19 protein-coding genes and 2 pseudogenes are annotated in these 17,677 nt (G+C 60.6%); 10 read left to right on the forward strand and 11 right to left on the reverse strand.

Annotated features, from left to right (window positions below; genetic code table 11):
- Nucleotides 1–59: 59 nt before the first annotated feature.
- The 4 genes from LDZ23_RS31865 to LDZ23_RS31880 all read right to left on the reverse strand — a co-directional run bounded on the left by LDZ23_RS31865 (nucleotide 60) and on the right by LDZ23_RS31880 (nucleotide 3,666).
- Nucleotides 60–1,355, reverse strand: coding sequence for a multicopper oxidase family protein (locus LDZ23_RS31865; protein ID WP_244808870.1), 1,296 nt, complete (start codon nucleotides 1,353–1,355; stop codon nucleotides 60–62).
- A gap of 2 nt (nucleotides 1,356–1,357) precedes the next feature.
- A complete protein-coding gene (locus tag LDZ23_RS31870) occupies nucleotides 1,358–2,875 on the reverse strand; it encodes a TolC family protein (protein WP_244808402.1) in 1,518 nt (505 codons plus the stop codon).
- Nucleotides 2,872–3,165, reverse strand: coding sequence for a hypothetical protein (locus LDZ23_RS31875; RefSeq protein WP_244808403.1), 294 nt, complete (start codon nucleotides 3,163–3,165; stop codon nucleotides 2,872–2,874). Before LDZ23_RS31875 ends, LDZ23_RS31870 begins: the two co-directional genes overlap by 4 nt.
- A gap of 87 nt (nucleotides 3,166–3,252) precedes the next feature.
- The gene (locus LDZ23_RS31880) at nucleotides 3,253–3,666 is read right to left on the reverse strand and encodes a hypothetical protein (RefSeq protein WP_244808404.1); all 414 of its coding nucleotides are present in this window, start codon (nucleotides 3,664–3,666) and stop codon (nucleotides 3,253–3,255) included.
- 129 nt (nucleotides 3,667–3,795) lie between these two features.
- On the opposite strand from LDZ23_RS31880, the gene LDZ23_RS31885 reads away from it, so the two are divergent.
- The 3 genes and pseudogenes from LDZ23_RS31885 to copM all read left to right on the forward strand — a co-directional run bounded on the left by LDZ23_RS31885 (nucleotide 3,796) and on the right by copM (nucleotide 5,990).
- A complete protein-coding gene (locus LDZ23_RS31885) occupies nucleotides 3,796–4,041 on the forward strand; it encodes a heavy-metal-associated domain-containing protein (protein ID WP_244808405.1) in 246 nt (81 codons plus the stop codon).
- A gap of 306 nt (nucleotides 4,042–4,347) precedes the next feature.
- Nucleotides 4,348–5,568 carry a permease gene (locus tag LDZ23_RS31890; protein WP_244808406.1) on the forward strand — a complete coding sequence of 407 codons (1,221 nt, stop codon included), beginning with the start codon at nucleotides 4,348–4,350 and terminating at the stop codon, nucleotides 5,566–5,568.
- A 22-nt stretch (nucleotides 5,569–5,590) separates the two neighbouring features.
- A pseudogene (copM, locus tag LDZ23_RS31895) lies at nucleotides 5,591–5,990 on the forward strand (CopM family metallochaperone).
- Nucleotides 5,991–6,088: 98 nt separating this feature from the next.
- Here copM and LDZ23_RS31900 read toward each other — a convergent pair.
- Genes LDZ23_RS31900 through LDZ23_RS31915 form a run of 4 tightly spaced genes read right to left on the reverse strand, consistent with a single transcriptional unit; the run spans nucleotide 6,089 to nucleotide 9,725 of the window.
- On the reverse strand, nucleotides 6,089–8,341 hold the full coding sequence (locus LDZ23_RS31900; protein ID WP_342346284.1) for a copper-transporting P-type ATPase: 2,253 nt from the start codon (nucleotides 8,339–8,341) through the stop codon (nucleotides 6,089–6,091).
- A gap of 20 nt (nucleotides 8,342–8,361) precedes the next feature.
- Nucleotides 8,362–9,018 carry a methyltransferase family protein gene (locus LDZ23_RS31905; protein WP_244808408.1) on the reverse strand — a complete coding sequence of 219 codons (657 nt, stop codon included), beginning with the start codon at nucleotides 9,016–9,018 and terminating at the stop codon, nucleotides 8,362–8,364.
- Complete coding sequence (locus LDZ23_RS31910; protein ID WP_244808409.1) at nucleotides 9,002–9,274, reverse strand: DUF2933 domain-containing protein; 273 nt, start codon at nucleotides 9,272–9,274, stop codon at nucleotides 9,002–9,004. The genes LDZ23_RS31905 and LDZ23_RS31910 overlap by 17 nt, the downstream gene beginning before the upstream one ends.
- A 19-nt stretch (nucleotides 9,275–9,293) precedes the next feature.
- Nucleotides 9,294–9,725 carry a hypothetical protein gene (locus tag LDZ23_RS31915; RefSeq protein WP_244808410.1) on the reverse strand — a complete coding sequence of 144 codons (432 nt, stop codon included), beginning with the start codon at nucleotides 9,723–9,725 and terminating at the stop codon, nucleotides 9,294–9,296.
- A 305-nt stretch (nucleotides 9,726–10,030) separates the two neighbouring features.
- On the opposite strand from LDZ23_RS31915, the pseudogene LDZ23_RS31920 reads away from it, so the two are divergent.
- Nucleotides 10,031–10,684 (forward strand): annotated as a pseudogene (locus LDZ23_RS31920) (LemA family protein); the annotation flags it as partial.
- Nucleotides 10,685–10,771: 87 nt separating this feature from the next.
- On the forward strand, nucleotides 10,772–11,002 hold the full coding sequence (locus tag LDZ23_RS31925; protein WP_244808871.1) for a TPM domain-containing protein: 231 nt from the start codon (nucleotides 10,772–10,774) through the stop codon (nucleotides 11,000–11,002).
- Here the strand turns inward: LDZ23_RS31925 and LDZ23_RS31930 are convergent.
- The 3 genes from LDZ23_RS31930 to LDZ23_RS31940 form a co-directional block, all read right to left on the reverse strand.
- Nucleotides 10,989–11,720: an IS6 family transposase gene (locus LDZ23_RS31930; RefSeq protein ID WP_244808411.1), complete on the reverse strand. Its 732-nt coding sequence runs from the start codon at nucleotides 11,718–11,720 to the stop codon at nucleotides 10,989–10,991. The genes LDZ23_RS31925 and LDZ23_RS31930 overlap by 14 nt on opposite strands.
- Nucleotides 11,721–12,103: 383 nt before the next feature.
- Nucleotides 12,104–12,934 (reverse strand): anti-sigma factor family protein, encoded by an 831-nt coding sequence (locus tag LDZ23_RS31935; protein WP_244808412.1) that lies wholly within the window; start codon nucleotides 12,932–12,934, stop codon nucleotides 12,104–12,106.
- Entirely contained in the window at nucleotides 12,931–13,464 is a 534-nt protein-coding gene (locus LDZ23_RS31940; RefSeq protein WP_061159553.1) for an RNA polymerase sigma factor, read from the reverse strand. The genes LDZ23_RS31935 and LDZ23_RS31940 overlap by 4 nt, the downstream gene beginning before the upstream one ends.
- Before the next feature lie 167 nt (nucleotides 13,465–13,631).
- On the opposite strand from LDZ23_RS31940, the gene LDZ23_RS31945 reads away from it, so the two are divergent.
- The 5 genes from LDZ23_RS31945 to tssC all read left to right on the forward strand — a co-directional run bounded on the left by LDZ23_RS31945 (nucleotide 13,632) and on the right by tssC (nucleotide 17,671).
- Nucleotides 13,632–13,865 carry a hypothetical protein gene (locus LDZ23_RS31945; protein ID WP_244808413.1) on the forward strand — a complete coding sequence of 78 codons (234 nt, stop codon included), beginning with the start codon at nucleotides 13,632–13,634 and terminating at the stop codon, nucleotides 13,863–13,865.
- Nucleotides 13,866–14,017: 152 nt separating this feature from the next.
- Nucleotides 14,018–14,503 carry an Hcp family type VI secretion system effector gene (locus LDZ23_RS31950; RefSeq protein WP_061159551.1) on the forward strand — a complete coding sequence of 162 codons (486 nt, stop codon included), beginning with the start codon at nucleotides 14,018–14,020 and terminating at the stop codon, nucleotides 14,501–14,503.
- A 44-nt stretch (nucleotides 14,504–14,547) separates the two neighbouring features.
- On the forward strand, nucleotides 14,548–15,603 hold the full coding sequence (gene tssA / locus LDZ23_RS31955) for a type VI secretion system protein TssA (RefSeq protein ID WP_244808414.1): 1,056 nt from the start codon (nucleotides 14,548–14,550) through the stop codon (nucleotides 15,601–15,603).
- 33 nt (nucleotides 15,604–15,636) lie between these two features.
- Nucleotides 15,637–16,164 carry a type VI secretion system contractile sheath small subunit gene (gene tssB / locus LDZ23_RS31960; RefSeq protein WP_244808415.1) on the forward strand — a complete coding sequence of 176 codons (528 nt, stop codon included), beginning with the start codon at nucleotides 15,637–15,639 and terminating at the stop codon, nucleotides 16,162–16,164.
- 4 nt (nucleotides 16,165–16,168) lie between these two features.
- The gene (gene tssC, locus LDZ23_RS31965) at nucleotides 16,169–17,671 is read left to right on the forward strand and encodes a type VI secretion system contractile sheath large subunit (protein WP_244808416.1); all 1,503 of its coding nucleotides are present in this window, start codon (nucleotides 16,169–16,171) and stop codon (nucleotides 17,669–17,671) included.
- Nucleotides 17,672–17,677: the final 6 nt, after the last annotated feature.

Genomic DNA, 17,677 nt, shown 5'->3' on the forward strand with positions numbered 1-17,677 from the left:
TCTCTCCCAACGTTGAAATTACAAATATCGGCCGAAGTCGTCTCTGGCCTTTCGCCAAGTCAGGTACCCGGCAACTCACCGGTGTACTCGTAAGCCACGGTTCCCTTCGGGTGCTTGAACCAGCCCGGGTCGCGATAGTCATTGCGACCGAGTCCTTCACGCACCTTGACGACGGTGAACATGCCACCCATCTCCAGCGCGCCGAACGGCCCCGTGCCCGTCATCATCGGAAGCGTGTTGTCCGGCAGCGGCATTTCCATGTCGCCCATCGAGCCTCCCGAACTACCCATCGCCATGTAGTCAGGCACGAGTTTGTTGATGCGCTTCGCGAGGTCTTTCTGCGGCACGCCAATCAGGTTAGGCACCTGATGTCCCATCGCATTCATCGTGTGATGCGACTTGTGGCAGTGAAACGCCCAGTCGCCGGGCCGGTTTGCCGTGAACTCGATGGCGCGCATCTGACCGACCGCGACGTCGGCGGTGACTTCCGGCCAGCGCGCGGAGGGCGGAATCCAACCGCCGTCGGTTCCTGCGACCTCGAAGCTGTACCCATGCAAATGAATCGGGTGATTAGTCATCGTCAGGTTGCCAAAGCGAATGCGAACACGGTCGCCGGCGCGCACCGGTAGCGAGTCGATGCCCGGAAAGACCCGCGAATTCCAGGTCCACATGTTGAAGTCCGTCATTTCGTTGACGCGGGGCGTGAAGCTGCCCGGGTCGATGTCGTAAGCGGACATCAGGAAGACGAAGTCGCGGTCGACCGGCATGACGCTGCGGTTCTTCGGATGGACGATGAACGTGCCCATCATCCCCATAGCCATCTGCACCATCTCGTCGGCATGCGGGTGATACATGAAGGTGCCGTGCTTCTCGAGCTGGAACTCGTAGACAAACGTCTTGCCCGGCGGGATGTGTGGTTGAGTCAAGCCCCCGACACCGTCCATCCCTGAAGGCACCAGCATCCCGTGCCAATGGACCGTGGTGTGTTCCGGGAGTTTGTTGGTGACAAAGATGCGGACCTTGTCGCCTTCCACCGCTTCGATGGTCGGACCGGGTGCTTGGCCGTTGTAACCCCAAAGATTCGCCTTCATTCCGGGCGCCATCTCGCGGACCACAGGCTCCGCAATCAGGTGGAATTCCTTCCACCCGTTCTTCATCCGCCACGGCAGTGACCAGCCGTTCAACGTCGCAACGGGCGTATATGGGCGACCATTGGGTGGGACCAGCGGTGGCTGTGTGGCGGTTTTTTCCATTGTTGGCGCCTCGGGAAGCGACGCCGCGCCAGCCTTGCTAACCAATGCCGCTCCGAGGAGCGCAGCGCCCGAGCCGCCGATAAAACTTCGACGTGAAACCATGTTCATTTACCTTCTGAATTCGTCGGCAACGCCGGTTGGGTCGCGGGAGCGGGCGACGGCGCATCCTGCCCTGCTGCCTGAGGGCCCCGAGGTGTTTGCGACGCAGTTGGAGATGTAGTCGCTTCGCCTTGGGATGGGCTTGCAGCCGGTGGCGAGGCGAGAGGTGGGAGTCGTCCACCGAGCGACTGCTGCAGGTCCGTCTCCGCAGCCCAATAGTCTTTCAGGGCGTCGATGTATCCATTGACGGCCGCGACTTGGTCGCGTGAATCAGCAAGCAGCTCGAACACGCTCGTGAGCATGCCGTTGTAACGCAGCAGCATTTCATCCGAGATGGTCTTGCGCAGAGGGACGACCTCATCACGATAATGCTTCGCAACGTCGTAGCTCGTCACATAACCGGCGTACGACTCGCGTACCTCGGAACGTGCCTCAATCGCCGTCTGGGCGAGCCGGTTCGCCGACTGCATATAGATGGCTTCGGCGCGTGCGACCTTCGCGCTACCCCAATCGAAGATGGGAATCTCGACACTGATTTCGTACCCCTGCTCGCGCCCCTTGTCCGTCTCGAAGTTGTTGAGATAGCCAACATCGAGCGCATTGACGAAGCGTGTCGCCTTGCTGAGTCCCAGGGAGGTTGCAACACTTTGTGTCCGCAGTTTCGCCGCCTGAATGTCCAGGCGATTCTGCATCGCAAAGCCCTCGAGCTCGCTCAATTGGGGCCTGTCCTTCGGCAGGTCGGGTAGTCGGTCCGGCAACTTGTACTGAGTCCCCGAGCCCCACAGCCCCATCGTGCGTGTGAGCTTTTCCCGGGCCAAGACTGACTGCTGCCGGGCTTTTGCGACCTGCGCGACCGACTCCGCGTAGAAGGCCTGCTCACGCGCGTAATCGAGCTTGCTGAAATTGCCGGCCTGACGCATGCGCAAGGCGAGCTCCGCGCCGGCCTCGGCCGAGTCCTTGACCTGGGCAGCGTAAAGGGCTGCCTGCTCCGCAGCGACCGCGTTCACATAGGCTCGGCGAGCGTCAGCGGCTACGGCGAGCATCGCGTTGGCCGTCTCGAGCTTCGTCTGTTCGAAGCGGCGGCTCTCGATGCGCGTCGCCACGGGAAGCGTGAGAATTCCCAATACGCCCATCGAGAACGTCCGGCTGATTCCAAAGCCGTCGCTCCAGTGCGTGCGGCTGAACGTAAAGCCCGGATTGGGCAGGCGACCCGCCTGCACGAGGTCGGCCTCGGAAATGCCGAGTTCCCCGTATGAAGCCTGGAGTCCCCGGTTGTTCAGCAGCGCGACCTGGACGGCATCGTCCATGCCGAGCGGCTTCGACAGCAGTTCCTGGGTGCGCTTGAATGCGGCGTCGCGGTCTTCGTCGGTCTTTATGTAGACCGCATCCTTGCCAAGGCGCTCGGACGCGGTCGTCGACACGGTGTTGAATCCACCGTCCTTTGAAAACGTCGTGCAGCCGGCCAAAAGTACCGTAGCAATGACTAGGGATGCCACGCGGTTGGGGGCGAAGTTCCGAATCATTTCGACTCGCTCCCGTGTTCGTGACCGTTCTTTCCTGCTGGTGTCGCAACTGGTTGCTGGCCGCGCTTGATGGTTGTCGTGCCACGACTGGGCGCAACAGCACGGTTCAACTGTTGCCAGCTCGGTGCGTCGCCGTCCTGCCAGGATTTGTATCCGTCGAACGCAGAGTGCGCGGCAGCGGACGGAACCGATGCTCCGGCATCAGTCGGGTCGGGCACGACTACTGTGGCGTGAGCGAGCAACGGCAACACTGCGCTTGCGCCCAAGAGCGCCGCAGATATTGTTCGCATGAATTTTTCTCGTCGTTAATCATCCGGCGCCCGTGAAAGACGCCAGAAGCACTTGCTGGTCGCAGCGAATGGCCGCGAGTGAGCGGATTAGACGAGAATGGAGCGGGGAGGACGTTCGATGCCGTCGGTCAGGAACAACACGACACCGGCATCGGGAGGCAGTGGGACGGAGAAATGAATCAGGTCACTCATAGCGGAAACCGTAGGCACTACGGGTAGCGCTGCACCGACACAGCAGGACGCGCAAGTCAGACAGGCATGAACATGGTGGCCGCCGTTGTGTTGATGACCATCGTGGTCATTGCTGTCGGCCACAGCCGTATGCCCGTCCGCTGCACCAGATTGATGGAAGTGATGGGGGGTCGATGCTTCGTCATCGGCCGCCTCCGACGGCGCACAAATCATCGAGACGGCCGCAAACGACTGAACCGGAAGGCTCAGCATAAGCAGCAGGACGAGAATGAGTTTGCGCCAATAAGACATGGGTGCGAAGTCTAGCATGGGGTGCCGAGCCGTGTAACCGCGCGAAGGTGTCAGTGTGTAACCCGACCTGCTGCGGTGTGCGAACTCGACTCAACGGTTCGACTTTCGCGTCTGCTGGCCCCGCTTAATCCTCTTGACCTTCCCAGCATGGGAAAGTTCATGCTACGGAGAATCGCAGATGATGGAGGCGAAAATGAATTCAGAGTACCGGACATGTCGTGCGGCGGATGTGCAAGCGTAATCACCAAAGCGGTGGCAAAACTCGACCCTGCGGCAAAAGTACAAATCGATGTCGCAGCAAAGACGGTGCAGGTTGAGTCGTCGTCGAATCAGGACGACATCGCCTCTGCCATTGCGCAAGCCCGCTTCCATCCAATCGTCATTGCTCCATAAGCCGCGAACACGGGCGGCGCGGTCCCAGTGCAGAGGCTCGCTGCGGGCGAAAAATGGGTGGGCATGACGGGTGCTGGCTATGTCGCTGCTATCGATTGGCGCCTGTAGAACCAGTCATACCGACAAGGATGCACGCCATTTTCGCTCGACTGCTGAGGGAACTTCGCGCGCGACTAATTGCGCGGACGCTATCGTCAGCATGTTAGACGAAGGACACACGGGCGACCGTGGGCACCGGTTTGCTGAACGTCACCTCGCCGGCCCCTTCTTCGCAGTCGAGCCCCACCGTCATAAACGGAGTCCGGGATGAACATTCTCAGCGCACTTTGTCACGCCCTGTGGGTGTCTTTCACCATGTTATGGCAGATATTTTGGGGACTTAGCCTGGGCTTCTTGTTTTCTGCCGTGATTGAAGTGACGGTTTCGAAGGCGGAAATGTCCAAGCTGCTACCAGACCATTCCTTGCGTTCGCTGACGCGGGCGAGTCTCTTCGGCGCGGCGTCCTCATCCTGCTCATACGCCGCCGTCGCCATGGCGCGCTCTATGATTCGGAAGGGGGCCGACTTCACAGCAACGATGGCATTTCAGTTCGCCGCGACCAACCTGGTTCTCGACTTAGGCATGCTGATGTGGGTGCTAATAGCCTGGCAATTTGCCGCCGCTGAGTTCGTCGGTGGCGCCATCATGATTGGTGTGCTCGTTCTGCTCTTTAGGTTCTTTCTGCGTGACTCACTGAAAAAGCAGGCCATCGACCAAGCAAACAAAGGTATCGCAGGCAGTATGGAAGGGCATGCCGCCATGTCGATGGATGAACAGAACGGGACGTGGAAGCAGCGGCTCACGTCAAAGGATGGCTGGAAGACTATCAGCCATAGCTATGTGATGAACTGGGCCATGCTTTGGCGGGACATCGGCGTTGGACTACTCGTTGCCGGAGCCATAGCCGCGTGGGTGCCGGACAGCTTTTGGCAAAAGTTCTTCATGGTGAATCATCCAACCGTCGCCATGATTTGGGGCGCTTTCATTGGCCCGCTCATTGCGGTTGCCTCATTCACCTGCTCGGTCGGAAACGTACCGTTGGCCGCCGTTTTATGGAAGGGAGGAATCAGCTTCGGAGGCGTTGCCTCGTTCATATTCGGCGACCTCATCATCCTTCCCATCCTGAACATCTATAGGAAATACTACGGTGGGAGAATGACCGCGTTCATGGCCGTGACCTTTTATGTTGCAATGGTCGTGGCTGCGCTTATTGTGGAGATGGTGTTTCAGCTAGCGGGCTGGGTTCCGCGCGAGCATCATACTGCCGTGGTCGACGCCGCGATTTCATTCAACTACACGACGATACTGAACATCTTTTTCGGCGTTATCTTCGCAATATTGACGGTTGTTTTTTTTAAGACCGGTGGCCCGGAAATGATGCGGATGATGGAACGCGGCGAACATGACCACACCGGTGATGGGCATGAAGCAAGCTCCCACCGGCATTGTGCGGAGTCACCCGGCCACGGCTCCCATCAGCAACATTGAATTTTTAACGCGGGAGAAAAATATGCAAACGCGAGCTTCAGTTCGGACGGCGGTGCGATGCGCAGCGCTCGCGCTCGGACTCACAGTCGGTCCGGCAATCGCCCAGCAAGGGGCGTCTATGCCGGCAATGAGCATGACAAGTTCCGCTGACGCTAAGTCATCAAGTTCCACCGACGCGTTCAAACAAGCCGACCAGAAGATGATGCAACAGATGCAGGCACCGGCTTACACCGGTAACGCCGATAAAGACTTCGTTGCCCACATGATTCCCCATCATCAAGGGGCTATTGACATGGCCGAGGTAGAGCTGAAGTACGGAAAGGACCCAGAGATGAAAAAAACTGGCGCGCAGTATAGTGAAGGCTCAGAAGGAAGAAATCGCACTGATGCAGCGATGGCAGGCAAAGAACAGTCAAAAGTAGTTCGGGCAACCTGCATTAAGAACGATGCAGGCGACTGCTGAGATGGCGCCACGGATGAAATCGCATATGCTCAGCGTAAAGTGCATGCGTCGATTGGCTTATATCCGTGTCCCGCGCAGCCGCAGAGCGTTTCCAATTACAGAGACCGAGCTCAGGGCCATAGCGGCGCTCGCGATGATTGGACTGAGGAGAATGCCGAGCCACGGATAAAGCACGCCCGCCGCGACCGGGATGCCTACCGCGTTGTAGGCAAACGCGAAGAACAGATTCTCGCGGATATTCTTCATCGTCGCCATGCTCAACGAGCGAGCTCGAGCGATGCCCAGGAGGTCGCCTTTGACGAGTACGACGCGCGCACTGTTCATCGCAACATCAGTGCCAGTTCCCATCGCAATGCCCACATTCGCCTGAGCGAGCGCGGGCGCATCGTTCACGCCGTCGCCTGCCATGGCCACGATGTGCCCCGACTGTTGCAGCTCCTGAACATGTTTGTATTTGTCTTCAGGCAAGACGCCAGCCTTCACGCCGTCGAGCGCCAGCGACTTCGCGACCGCGCGAGCCGTGACCTCGTTGTCGCCAGTGAGCATCACAATCCGGACGCCGGAATCCTTCAACTGCCGCACGGCTTCCGGTGTCGTGCCTTTGACGGGGTCGGCGACGCCGATATATCCCGATAACTCGCCGTCTATCGCGAGATACATGACGGTCTGCCCGGCTTCACGCAATAGGTCGGTTTCGTGCTCCACCGGCCGGCAATCAATGCCCAAGTCAGCCATCATTCGAGCGTTACCTAATGACGCCCCGTATCCGCCGATTTTTCCCGTCACACCTTTTCCGGGCACAGAGTCGAATGCTTTGACCTCGGACGCCTCTGCGCCGATTTCCTTCGCGTAGGCAGTGATTGCCTGGGCGAGGGGGTGCTCGCTGGCCCCCTCTAAGCTCGCTGCGTAACCGACTATCATCGACACTTGCGTCGCTTTCAGGGCGACTGCCTTCTGAACGCGTGGTTTGCCCTCGGTCAGCGTGCCAGTCTTATCGACAACGACCGTGTCGACCTTCTCCATCAGTTCGAGGGCCTCTGCGTCCTTGATGAGCACCCCCTTCTGCGCGCCACGACCAACACCAACAATGATGGACACGGGCGTGGCAAGGCCGAGGGCGCAGGGACAGGCAATGATGAGCACGCTGATGGCGACGACGAGCGCGTTTGCCAGAGTTGGTGAAGGCCCGGCGACGGCCCAGACAAGGAATGCGGCGGCCGCTATTCCGATAACCGCGAGCACGAACCAGCCCGCCACCTGGTCAGCGAGCTTCTGAATAGGCGCCCGCGAACGGCCTGCGTCTGCGACCATCTGCACAATTCGCGCGAGCAATGTTTCGGAGCCGACCTTCTCCGTGCGCATAAGGAAGCTGCCCGTCTGATTTACCGTCGCCCCGGTCACCTTGCTTCCCGCGACCTTTTCCGCAGGAATTGATTCGCCCGTAATCATCGATTCGTCGACGCTCGAACGACCGTCCGTCACGACACCATCGACTGGAATTTTCGAACCGGGCTTGACGCGCAAGATGTCGCCGACGGCAACCGCTTCGAGGGGAATAGTCTCCTCGGCACCGTCGGCTCGGATACGTACCGCCGTGTGCGGAGCGAGTTGCAGCAGGTCACGTATGGCGCTCGACGTGCGTGAGCGTGCGCGAAGTTCGAGCACCTGTCCGAGCAGAACCAGCGTTACGATGACAGCAGCAGCCTCGAAATAAAGCGGTAGCTCCTGTCCACTTCGAAACGCTTGCGGCAACGCATCCGGGAAAAACAGCGCGAAAACGCTGAACACGTAAGCCGCAGCAACGCCCAGCGCGATGAGGCTGAACATGTTCAGCTGCCACGTGGTGAACGACTTCCATCCTCGCTCGAAGAAGGGCCATCCGCCCCACAGCACAACCGGTGTTGCCAGCAACGCCTGGACGCATTGGGACCACGATGCGGTCATCCAGTGTGGGACGCGAGTAAACAAGCCGTTCATTGCTGAGTCGATGTCGAAGGGCAGAAACATTCTGCCCATCGTCATAAAGAGAAGCGGAACCGACAGAACAAGCCCGACCCAGAAACGGCGGGTCATCGACTCGAGTTCAACGTTTCGCTCTTGCGTGCCGGTCGGCGTTATCGGCTCAAGGGCCATCCCGCAGATGGGGCACGCGCCGGGCGCAGCCGCGCGGATTTGCGGATGCATCGGGCACGTGTAGATGACGCCGGTCTCTGGAGGCGGGGACTGCTCGTCGACGACGACGTGCTGATGGCCGGCGTTCCCGTTAGTCCGTTGCGTGTTCCCGTGAACGTGCGCGTGTGATGCGGGCATAGTGTGAGTCCACCGTCAGCTCAATGAGCTTTGACTGTCTCGTCGCTTGACAGTCGCGGGATAAAGCGCGGCGTGTGAGCTGCATACTCTCGCCAGGCTTGCCCGAAGCGAGCTTCCGAATCCTTTTCCTCCTGAATCGCGAGCCGCACGTACATGAACACCAGGACAGGAAACATCACAAGCGTGACAAGCGTCGGCCACTGAAGCAGAAACCCGAACATGATGACCACAAAGGCAACGTACTGCGGGTGCCGAATTTTCGCGTAGGGTCCCGTAGCGGCAAGTTGTCCGACGCGTTGTGCTTGGTAAAGGACGTGCCACGCTGTCGACAGCAGATAAAACCCGCCAAATATCAAGACGATGCTCAATATGTGAGGAACCCCAAAATGCGGGTCGCCATGCCGGCCGGTCATCATCCACCAGATGTGTCCCGAGTCGTGCGAGAACAGGTTTGTTCGCGGATAGTGCGTCTGCAGCCATCCTGAGAGCAGATAGATGGTGAGCGGGAACCCATACATCTCCGCGAATAGTGCGACAACGAACGCGGAGAAGCCGCCGAATGTGCGCCAATCGCGTCTCGTTGCTGGCTTGAAGAAACTGAACGCGAAGATGATGAACACCAGCGAGTTGATGACTACGAGACTCCACAGTCCGTAGCCGTTACCGATGCTGCTCATGGCTGTCCCCTGCTTCGGGTGTGTTTGCATTCCTCACGGAACCGCCATTTCCGTGAGCGTGACCATGACCGTGGTGCATGAAAAGATGCATCAGCGGGCACGAAAGCAGTAGGAGGTATGGCAGCACGCCAAGGAAGTGCGCCCGGTGCTCAGAAAAGAGAAGGAACAAGGCGATAGCCGCGAAGGCCAATAGGCCAAAAGCGGAGCGTGATTTCCAGAAGGGGCGCGAGCTGCGCTGTACATCATTCATCGTCATCTCCAATCGCGAAGTGAGACTACTTGCCCGTCGGGGGATTCTGCGCAGACTGGCGGTCCATCATCGCCTGCATCATCATCTGCATCATGTCGAGCCGCTTTTCCATCATTTCGTGCGCCTGGCCCGACATCGGCGTCCCGCTGGAATCTTGCTTCATCATGTCCATCATGTGCATGCCGTTCTGCATTGACTTCATCTGCTCGCCCATCAGTGCGGCGCGCTCCTCGGGCGTCGTCGCGGCCATCATCTTCTCGTGCATCGCCTGCATTTGTTTCATCTGCTGCTCAACACTCGCGAGCTTTTTACTCTTCGCGGACGATGTGCTTCCCGCCGCAGGGTGATGCGCTTTGTGATCTGCGGCGTCGGTCGTCGCTGGAGAGCCAGCCGCACTTGCGAGGTGCATGGCGAAGGTCATCGCTGTGACAAGCGCGGGCTTTTTCAGACGATTCATCGATGCTCTCCATGGAGACAATTTCGGACCGGACGACTTCAAACAGCGGTCTCCAATTTACCGCCGGAGACGCAATGTCTATTGATTTGGCTCAACCAAAAATGAAAACGCCGAAGACACTCTCTGTCCGTGATAACCGCGCTCGAGTTGTATTTCTCAGTACATGCGGACGGGAGGCGCACTTCTACCAAGTTGATTTGGGTCAATCAACTATTTGCGCGCCTCCGTACGATGGAGCTGTGCAAAATGCGCTGCATCCCTGCGCGCGACATGCAGGGAAATCGTCGAACGAAAAGGGAACCCCTATGCCTGACAGCCAGCGATTCTTCGACGGTAAGCAACGCCTCGCGCAGGTGTTCTTGACAGCCGTTCTCGCGACGCTAATTCTGGGGCTGTCGGGATGTGGCTATAACGCCATCCAAACTGAAGACGAGCAGGTGAAAGCGAGCTGGTCTGAGGTTCTAAACCAGTATTAACGTCGTGCAGACTTGGTACCCAATCTGGTCAACACGGTGAAGGGATACGCAAACCAGGAAAAGGAAGTCCTGGTTAGAGTGACGGAAGCTCGCTCAAAGGTTGGCTCGATTCAAGCGACCCCAGAAATGCTGTCTGACCCACAAGCATTCGCACGATTTGAGTCGGCGCAGGGTCAACTCACCTCGTCCCTGTCTCGCCTGCTGGTGGTGTCGGAGAACTACCCGCAACTGAAATCGGACGCGAACTTCCGAGACTTGCAGGCGCAGCTCGAAGGAACTGAGAATCGAATCGCCGTGGCACGCAACCGATACATCAAGTCGGTTCAGCAGTACAACTCAACTGTACGGTCGTTTCCCAACAACCTGACGGCCAAAGCTTTTGGTTATCAGGAAAAGCCGAATTTCTCTGTGGCGAACGAAGCAGAAATCGCAAAGCCGCCGCGTGTCGATTTTGGTGCAGCGCCTTCGTCTTCCAGCGGAAGTCAACAATTGAAGGCCTTTGCTGCGCTTCTCGTACTCGTCATTGCAGCACTGAGTTTTGCCGGGCTGGGTGCGTATGCCGACGTATCGGTGCCGCCGCTGACGGCGCGGGTTATCGATGAAACGGGGACGCTGACGGGTGAGCAGCGGTCGTCGCTTGAGCGAACCTTGAAAGACTTCGAGGCCAGCAAGGGAACTCAAATCTCCGTACTCATCGTCCCCACGACGCAGCCCGAGACAATTGAGCAGGGTTTTGTCAAGTTGACTCAGAAACGTCCATACGGTTCGAAAAGGGTAGCTTTACTAATCAAATACCACTGACCTTCGATTCTGAGATCGTCCATTGATGCCAGGCTGCCAAGCGCTGCTTCAATTCCGCTCGGTGACGACCCGCATTCATCCGATGTCGAGGCAATGCGAAGTGCTGTCGGATCGGACCGAAGCACGAGAGAAACGCCTGAGTCAGGATCGGGTCGCGAAAGCCGCGCATGTGACGCTCGCGACCGCGCGTGGGTTGATGACTGTTCTCTGCCCGGTTGTTCAGGCGCGCGGCCGCTTTCACGAATACATGCTTGACGTGCGCCAACCCCGGTATCTCCGCTTTGGCTGACGGGTAGCTGCGGAGCTGATCGGTTACGATCTTGCTTGGGGCCGAGTGGCCGCGCAGCACGCGCTGGAAGAAACGCTTCGCCGCAGCCTTGTCGCGGCGCTTTTGCAGCAGCACGTCCAGTTCCGTGCCATGCTCGTCGACCGCACGCCAGAGCACGTATGGCTCGCCACGCAGGCTCACGAACATCTCATCCAGATGCCAGGTTGAACCCGTCTTGCCGCGCGCGGCTTTCGCACGACGGGCAAAGCAAGACCCAAACCGTTCGCACCACTGGCGGATCGTCTCATACGTGACGCTTACCCCGCGCTCTAGCAACAACTCCTCGATGTCGCGCAAGCTGAGGTGGAAGCGCATGTACCAACGCACCGCGCAACTGATGATCGACGCCGGGAAACGAAAACCGTGAAACGGTGATTTGCTCTTCTTCATGCTGGCATTCTATCCGGTCGTCTGTTCAACCTGGCAAAACCGTTTCATTGAATACCAAATAGGGTGCTTTTTCAATGACGCAATGGACTAGCACGGTGTCGCCCATACCCTCAAAGCCGTTGCCCTCAGGCCGGACTGCGAAAATGCGATGCGCTCGTCGAGGCCTGGGCGACAAGACCCGACGAAGAGGAATATCATCCGCAATCGTTAGAGCAACGGCAGCTAGCAGGATGAACGAGCAAGAAGAAGGGGCAAAGTCGGCGCAGCGCAGCAAGGAGTCGGCCAAGAGCGAACACTGAACGCGTTCGTTGCCAATGCCGTCGTGAAGGGCGCACGGCCGGGTTCGACCGGGGCCCTGCGGCACGTACGTATAGACGATTCCCCTAACTGTCGCGCGAGCCGTCCGCGCGGTCGCTGTACAGCGGCGCAATCTTCCCGTTGGCGATGCCGTTGCCGACGGCCTGTAGATCGAGCGACGGCGACTTGGCAAGCAGCACGTAAGCGAGCCGGTTCGTGCGCCACGTGACCGTCTTCATTTCGCCGACCTGACCGGTACGCACCGGCGCGTCGCTCTCGTTTTCTTCGATCACGCACAGGGCCACCGGATCGCCGCGCTCCGGCAGATACACCATCTGAATGAGCGGGCGGTCATGGTAATTCAGGCGCTGCACGCGCTTGAACTTGAGCCCGACCTGACGCAGATCCGGAACCGCGATCGGCATGCCGTCACGCTGATGGATATCGGCCAGAACCTGCTCCGTGCTGGCCTTGTCTTCCCGCAGATTGGCGACCGTGTCGCGTCCGTAGAGCACCTGATAGTCCGCCACGCTCTGCACCCACGGATCGGCGCCGCGCTTCAACGGATTGAAGCCGCCGAGATAGCCGGTGAGCACGCCCGAGCAGATCGCGCCCGCGACGAAGGCCGCGGCCGCCCATTGCATCGGAAAACGGCGTGAGCCGCGCGACGCCTTGCGCTCCTGCGTTGTGCTGACGCTCACCAGTTCCTCGATGCGGCGCGTGAGGCTTTCCGGCACGGGCGGCACCGTTTGCCGGTCGTACGCGGCGCGATACGGCAGCACCGACGCCTGCAGCGCCGCTGCGCGCGCCGCCAGTTCGTCGGAGTGGGCGATCGCCGCTTCGATTTCCGCGCGCTGTTCCGGCGAAAGCTCGCCGTCGACGTACGACATCAGCAGCGAATCATCGACATTCATCATAAGGATTCCCCTTTCCTAACTGCCGCCGGCGCCTGCACGCTGAATTTTTGACCGATCGTCAGCCGCGCGCGCGACAGCCGGCTCATGACCGTGCCGATCGGCACGTCGAGCACCTCGGCCGCCTCGCGATAGCTCAGGCCCTCGATCGCCACCAGCACCATCACGACGCGCTGCGCTTCGGGCAGCGCCTCGACCGCGTCGATCACCTGGCGATGCAGCATATCCAGTTCCGGATTGCGCGCCGACGGATCGGCGAACGATTCGATTTCCTCGTCCTGCCAGTCCATGCTGCCGCGGCTGCGAATCGAACGGGCGCGCAGTTCGTTCATCCAGGTCGAATGCACGATCGAAAAAAGCCAGCTCAACGTCGATGTCCCCGGCTGCAACTGACTGCGCCGCTCCAGCGCCCGCACGCAGGCGCGCTGCACCAGATCCTCGGCGTCGTGCTGATTCTGCGTCAGCCTCAAAGCGAACCGCCATAGCCGCGGCAACAGCGTCGGCAAGACGGTCGGCAGATCGTCGTCGTTCATCGGGGCAGCTCCTGTGATGGGCGCGCTCATGATTGACAACACTCCAGACGCCGATCTATTCCGTAAATTTTTCGATTTTTTTTCGGAATAAGCGGACGGGGGCGGCTGTTTTCGGGTCACGGATCGCGCAACGGCGCGCACTCGAACCACCGAATAGGAGACAGATCATGGAGACCCTCCTCGACCGGGCCCGGCAGGCAGGCATGGCGGTCATGCTGGACGCGTGCATCGGACGCGAACGTTTTCATAGCATAGCCGGTTCGACGGCAACGCTCGAACGATTTGCGCAGCTTTGCGAAGCGCCGGCGGTCAGCCGCGACACGCTCGAAAGCTGGGCGGCGCTGTGCGAGCGCGGCGCCGTGATAGCCGTGGCGGTGGCGATCCGCCGTGCGCTCGCCTGAATAAGTGGCGTTTCGAACGCGCGGAAGCATCGATTTAGATTAGGCATCCGAATCAATGCGGGCTGAATCAAGCTCGCGAACCAAGCTTCGCGATCCAATGGCGACGCGAATTTTGCCTGTGCCGCAAGGCGCATTTTTCTCTGGAGACTGACATGGCTGTGGATATGTTTCTCAAGCTGGGCGATATCAAGGGTGAATCTCTGGCGGTGGGTCACACCGAAGAGATCGAAGTGTTGAGCTGGTCGTGGGGGTGCGCGCAGACGGGCACCACGCACACCGGCACGGGCGGCGGCACCGGAACCGCGGCGGTGCAGGACCTCACGATCAGCAAGTATGTCGATAAAAGCTCGCCGACGATCGTGCAGTCGTGCTGCCAGGGCGTGCACATGCCTGAGGCCGTGCTCACGCTGCGCAAGGCGGGCGGCACCGATCCGGTCGAGTATCTGAAGATCACGCTCAAGGAAGTGCTCATCAGCAGCCATTCGGTGGGCTCGGGCGGCGGGGATCAGGTTGCCGAGAGCGTCACGCTCAACTTCGCGCAATTCAACATGGAGTATCAGCCGCAGGACAACACCGGCGCGAAGAAGGGCGGCGTGGTGACGGGCAAGTGGAACATCCCGAAGAACAAGTCGGAATGAGCCGTCGCTTGACAGACTAACCCACGCCTCATACGGACCTCACCATGAATCGCGCAGATATCGCAGGCTGGCTCGCCGACCTCACGCCGGATCTTCCGTGCGGCGAGGACGAAGAGTACAGCGCCGATTTCCGGTCGCTGGAAGAGGCGCTCGCCGGCAAGCCCGACGCCCAGTACGGCGGCACCGTGATCGCCGCCACGCCGCCCGACTGGACGCTCGCCCACGCACTCTCGATGACCCTGCTCGAACGCACGCGCGATCTGCGCGTCGCGGTGCACTACACGCGTTCGAGCACGGTTCGCGAGGGTTTCATCGGACTGGCGCGCGGCCTTGCGCTGATCGAAGGGCTGCTCGATCGGCACTGGGGCGGCGTGCATCCGCAGCTCGATCCCAGCGATGGCGACGATCCGACCGCGCGGGTCAACGCGCTGTCGGCGCTCGTCGACGATGCGGGACTCGCCGGCGATCTGCGCGACGTGCCCTTCGTCGCGCCGCGCGGCCAGCGTGGTTTCGCGCTGCGCGAGCTCGATGTGATGTCGGGCGAAGCGCCGCTTGCCGAAGGCGACGAGATGCCGACGCTCGCCGCCATCGATGGAGCGTTCGCGCAAGCCGGTATCGACGAAGCGCGGGCGATGGGCGCGGCGCTCTCATCGGCGCGGGCGTCGCTCGCGAACATCGAGAGCACGCTGACGGCTCGGGTGGGGCCGTCGCGCGCGCTCGATTTCGGGCCGCTCGCCCGGCCGCTCGGACGCATCGGGGAGTTCGTCGCGGCACGGGTCGACGTGCTGGACCCGGATACGGGGAGAAGGGGAAGTGTGATGGAGACCAGCAGCAGTGAAGAGGGCGCGGGCTCCGGTCCGGCGGCGCAGCACGCCGCCGTGGCCGGACCCACCACGCCCCGGCGCATCGCGAGCGCACGCGACGTGGGCGACGCGCTCGACGCGATCTGCGCGTACTACGCCGAATGCGAGCCGTCGAGCCCGTTGCCGGTGTTGCTGCAACGCGCGCGCAGGTTGGTCGGCAAGAGCTTCATCGAAATCATCGAGGACGTCGCGCCGGATGGCGCACATCAATTCAGGCATCTGGGCGGCGTCGTCTGACCGGTCCCGGACACAAGCACAGGAGTGGACATCGTGGCAAAAGAAAGCAGTCAGAAATTCATCGCGCGCAATCGTGCGCCGCGCGTGCAGATCGAATACGACGTCGAGGTTTATGGCTCGGAAAAGAAGGTCAACTTGCCCTTCGTGATGGGCGTGCTCGCGGATTTGTCGGGCCAGCCCGCCGAGCCGCTCGCGCCCGCCACCGAGCGCAAGTTTCTGGAGATCGACGTCGACAACTTCGACGAACGCCTCAAGTCGATGAAGCCGCGCGTCGCGGTGCAGGTGCCCAACACGCTGACGGGCGACGGCAATGTCGCGGTCGATCTGACCTTCGAGAGCATGGACGACTTCACGCCCGCCGCGATCGCCCGCAAGGTCGAGCCGCTGCGGCAACTGCTCGAAGCGCGCACGCAACTGGCGAACCTGCTGACTTACATGGACGGCAAGACCGGTGCCGAAGCGCTGATCGCCCGGCTGCTGGAAGAGCCCGCGTTGATGAAGGCGCTCGCCGCCCAGCCGCGCGCAAACGACGACGCCGACAAACCCGTGACCGGAGCATGACGCGATGAACGATCTCAGCATCCAGCAACAGCGCAGCCCTACCATCATCGACGCGGCGCCCGAACTCGACGACTTCTCCACGCTCTTGCAAAAGGAATTCAAGCCGAAGTCCGAGCGTGCCCGCGACGCTGTGGAGAACGCGGTGCGCACGCTAGCCGAGCAGGCCTTGCGCGACACCGGCGTGATTTCCGGCGATGTCCTCGCGACTATCGAAGCGCTCATCGCGCAGATCGATCGGACGCTCACCGGGCAGATCAACCTGATCCTGCACAGCGAGCCGTTCCAGAAAGTCGAGAGCGCATGGCGCGGCCTGCATTACCTCGTGAACAACACGGAAACCGACGAGTCGCTCAAGATCCGCGTGCTGAACATCTCGAAACCGGAACTGCACAAGACGCTGAAGAAGTATCGCGGCGTCGCGTGGGATCAGAGCCCGCTTTTCAAGAAGCTCTACGAGGAAGAGTACGGCCAGTTCGGCGGCGAGCCTTACGGCGCGCTGGTCGCGGATTACTACTTCGATCACAGCGGCCCGGATGTGGACCTGCTCACGCAGATCGCGAAGATCGCGGCGGCGGCGCATGCGCCGTTCATCGCGGGCGCGGACCCGGCGGCGCTCTTGATGGAATCGTGGCAGGAACTCGCCAATCCGCGCGATCTGACCAAGATCTTCCAGACGCCCGAGCACGCCGCGTGGCGCTCGCTGCGCGATTCGGAGGACTCGCGCTATATCGGCCTTGCGATGCCGCGTTTTCTCGCGCGCGCACCGTACGGCGCGAAGTGCGATCCGGTCGAGGCGTTCGACTTCGAGGAAGACACCGCTGGCGCGAACAGCAGCAAGTACGCGTGGGCGAACGCATCGTATGCGATGGCCGCGAACATCACGCGCTCGTTCAATACGTTCGGCTGGTGCTCGCGCATTCGCGGCGTCGAGTCGGGCGGGGCGGTCGAAGGATTGCCGGTGCATGCGTTCCCGACGGATGACGGCGGCGTCGACATGAAGTGTCCGACCGAGATCGCGATCAGCGACCGGCGCGAGGCCGAACTCGCGAAGAACGGCTTCATGCCGCTCGTGCACAAGAAGAACTCGGACTTCGCGGCATTCATCGGCGCGCAATCGCTGCACAAGCCGGCCGAGTACGAAGACCCCGACGCCACCGCCAACGCGAATCTCGCCGCGCGCCTGCCGTATCTGTTCGCGTGCTGCCGCTTTGCGCATTACCTGAAGTGCATCGTGCGCGACAAGCTCGGCTCGTTCAAGGAACGCGACGACATGGAGCGCTGGCTGCAGAACTGGATTCTTCAATACGTCGATGGCGATCCCACGCACTCTTCCGACGACACCAAGGCGCGCAAGCCGCTCGCCGATGCGCAGGTCATCGTGGAGGAAGTGGCGGGCAATCCGGGCTACTACACGTCGAAGTTCTTCCTGCGCCCGCACTACCAGCTCGAAGGTCTGACGGTGTCGCTGCGGCTCGTGTCGAAGCTGCCGACGGCGAAAGCCGCGTGATCCTCG

Source organism: Caballeronia zhejiangensis, from assembly GCF_022879815.1.
Taxonomy (GTDB): domain Bacteria; phylum Pseudomonadota; class Gammaproteobacteria; order Burkholderiales; family Burkholderiaceae; genus Caballeronia; species Caballeronia zhejiangensis.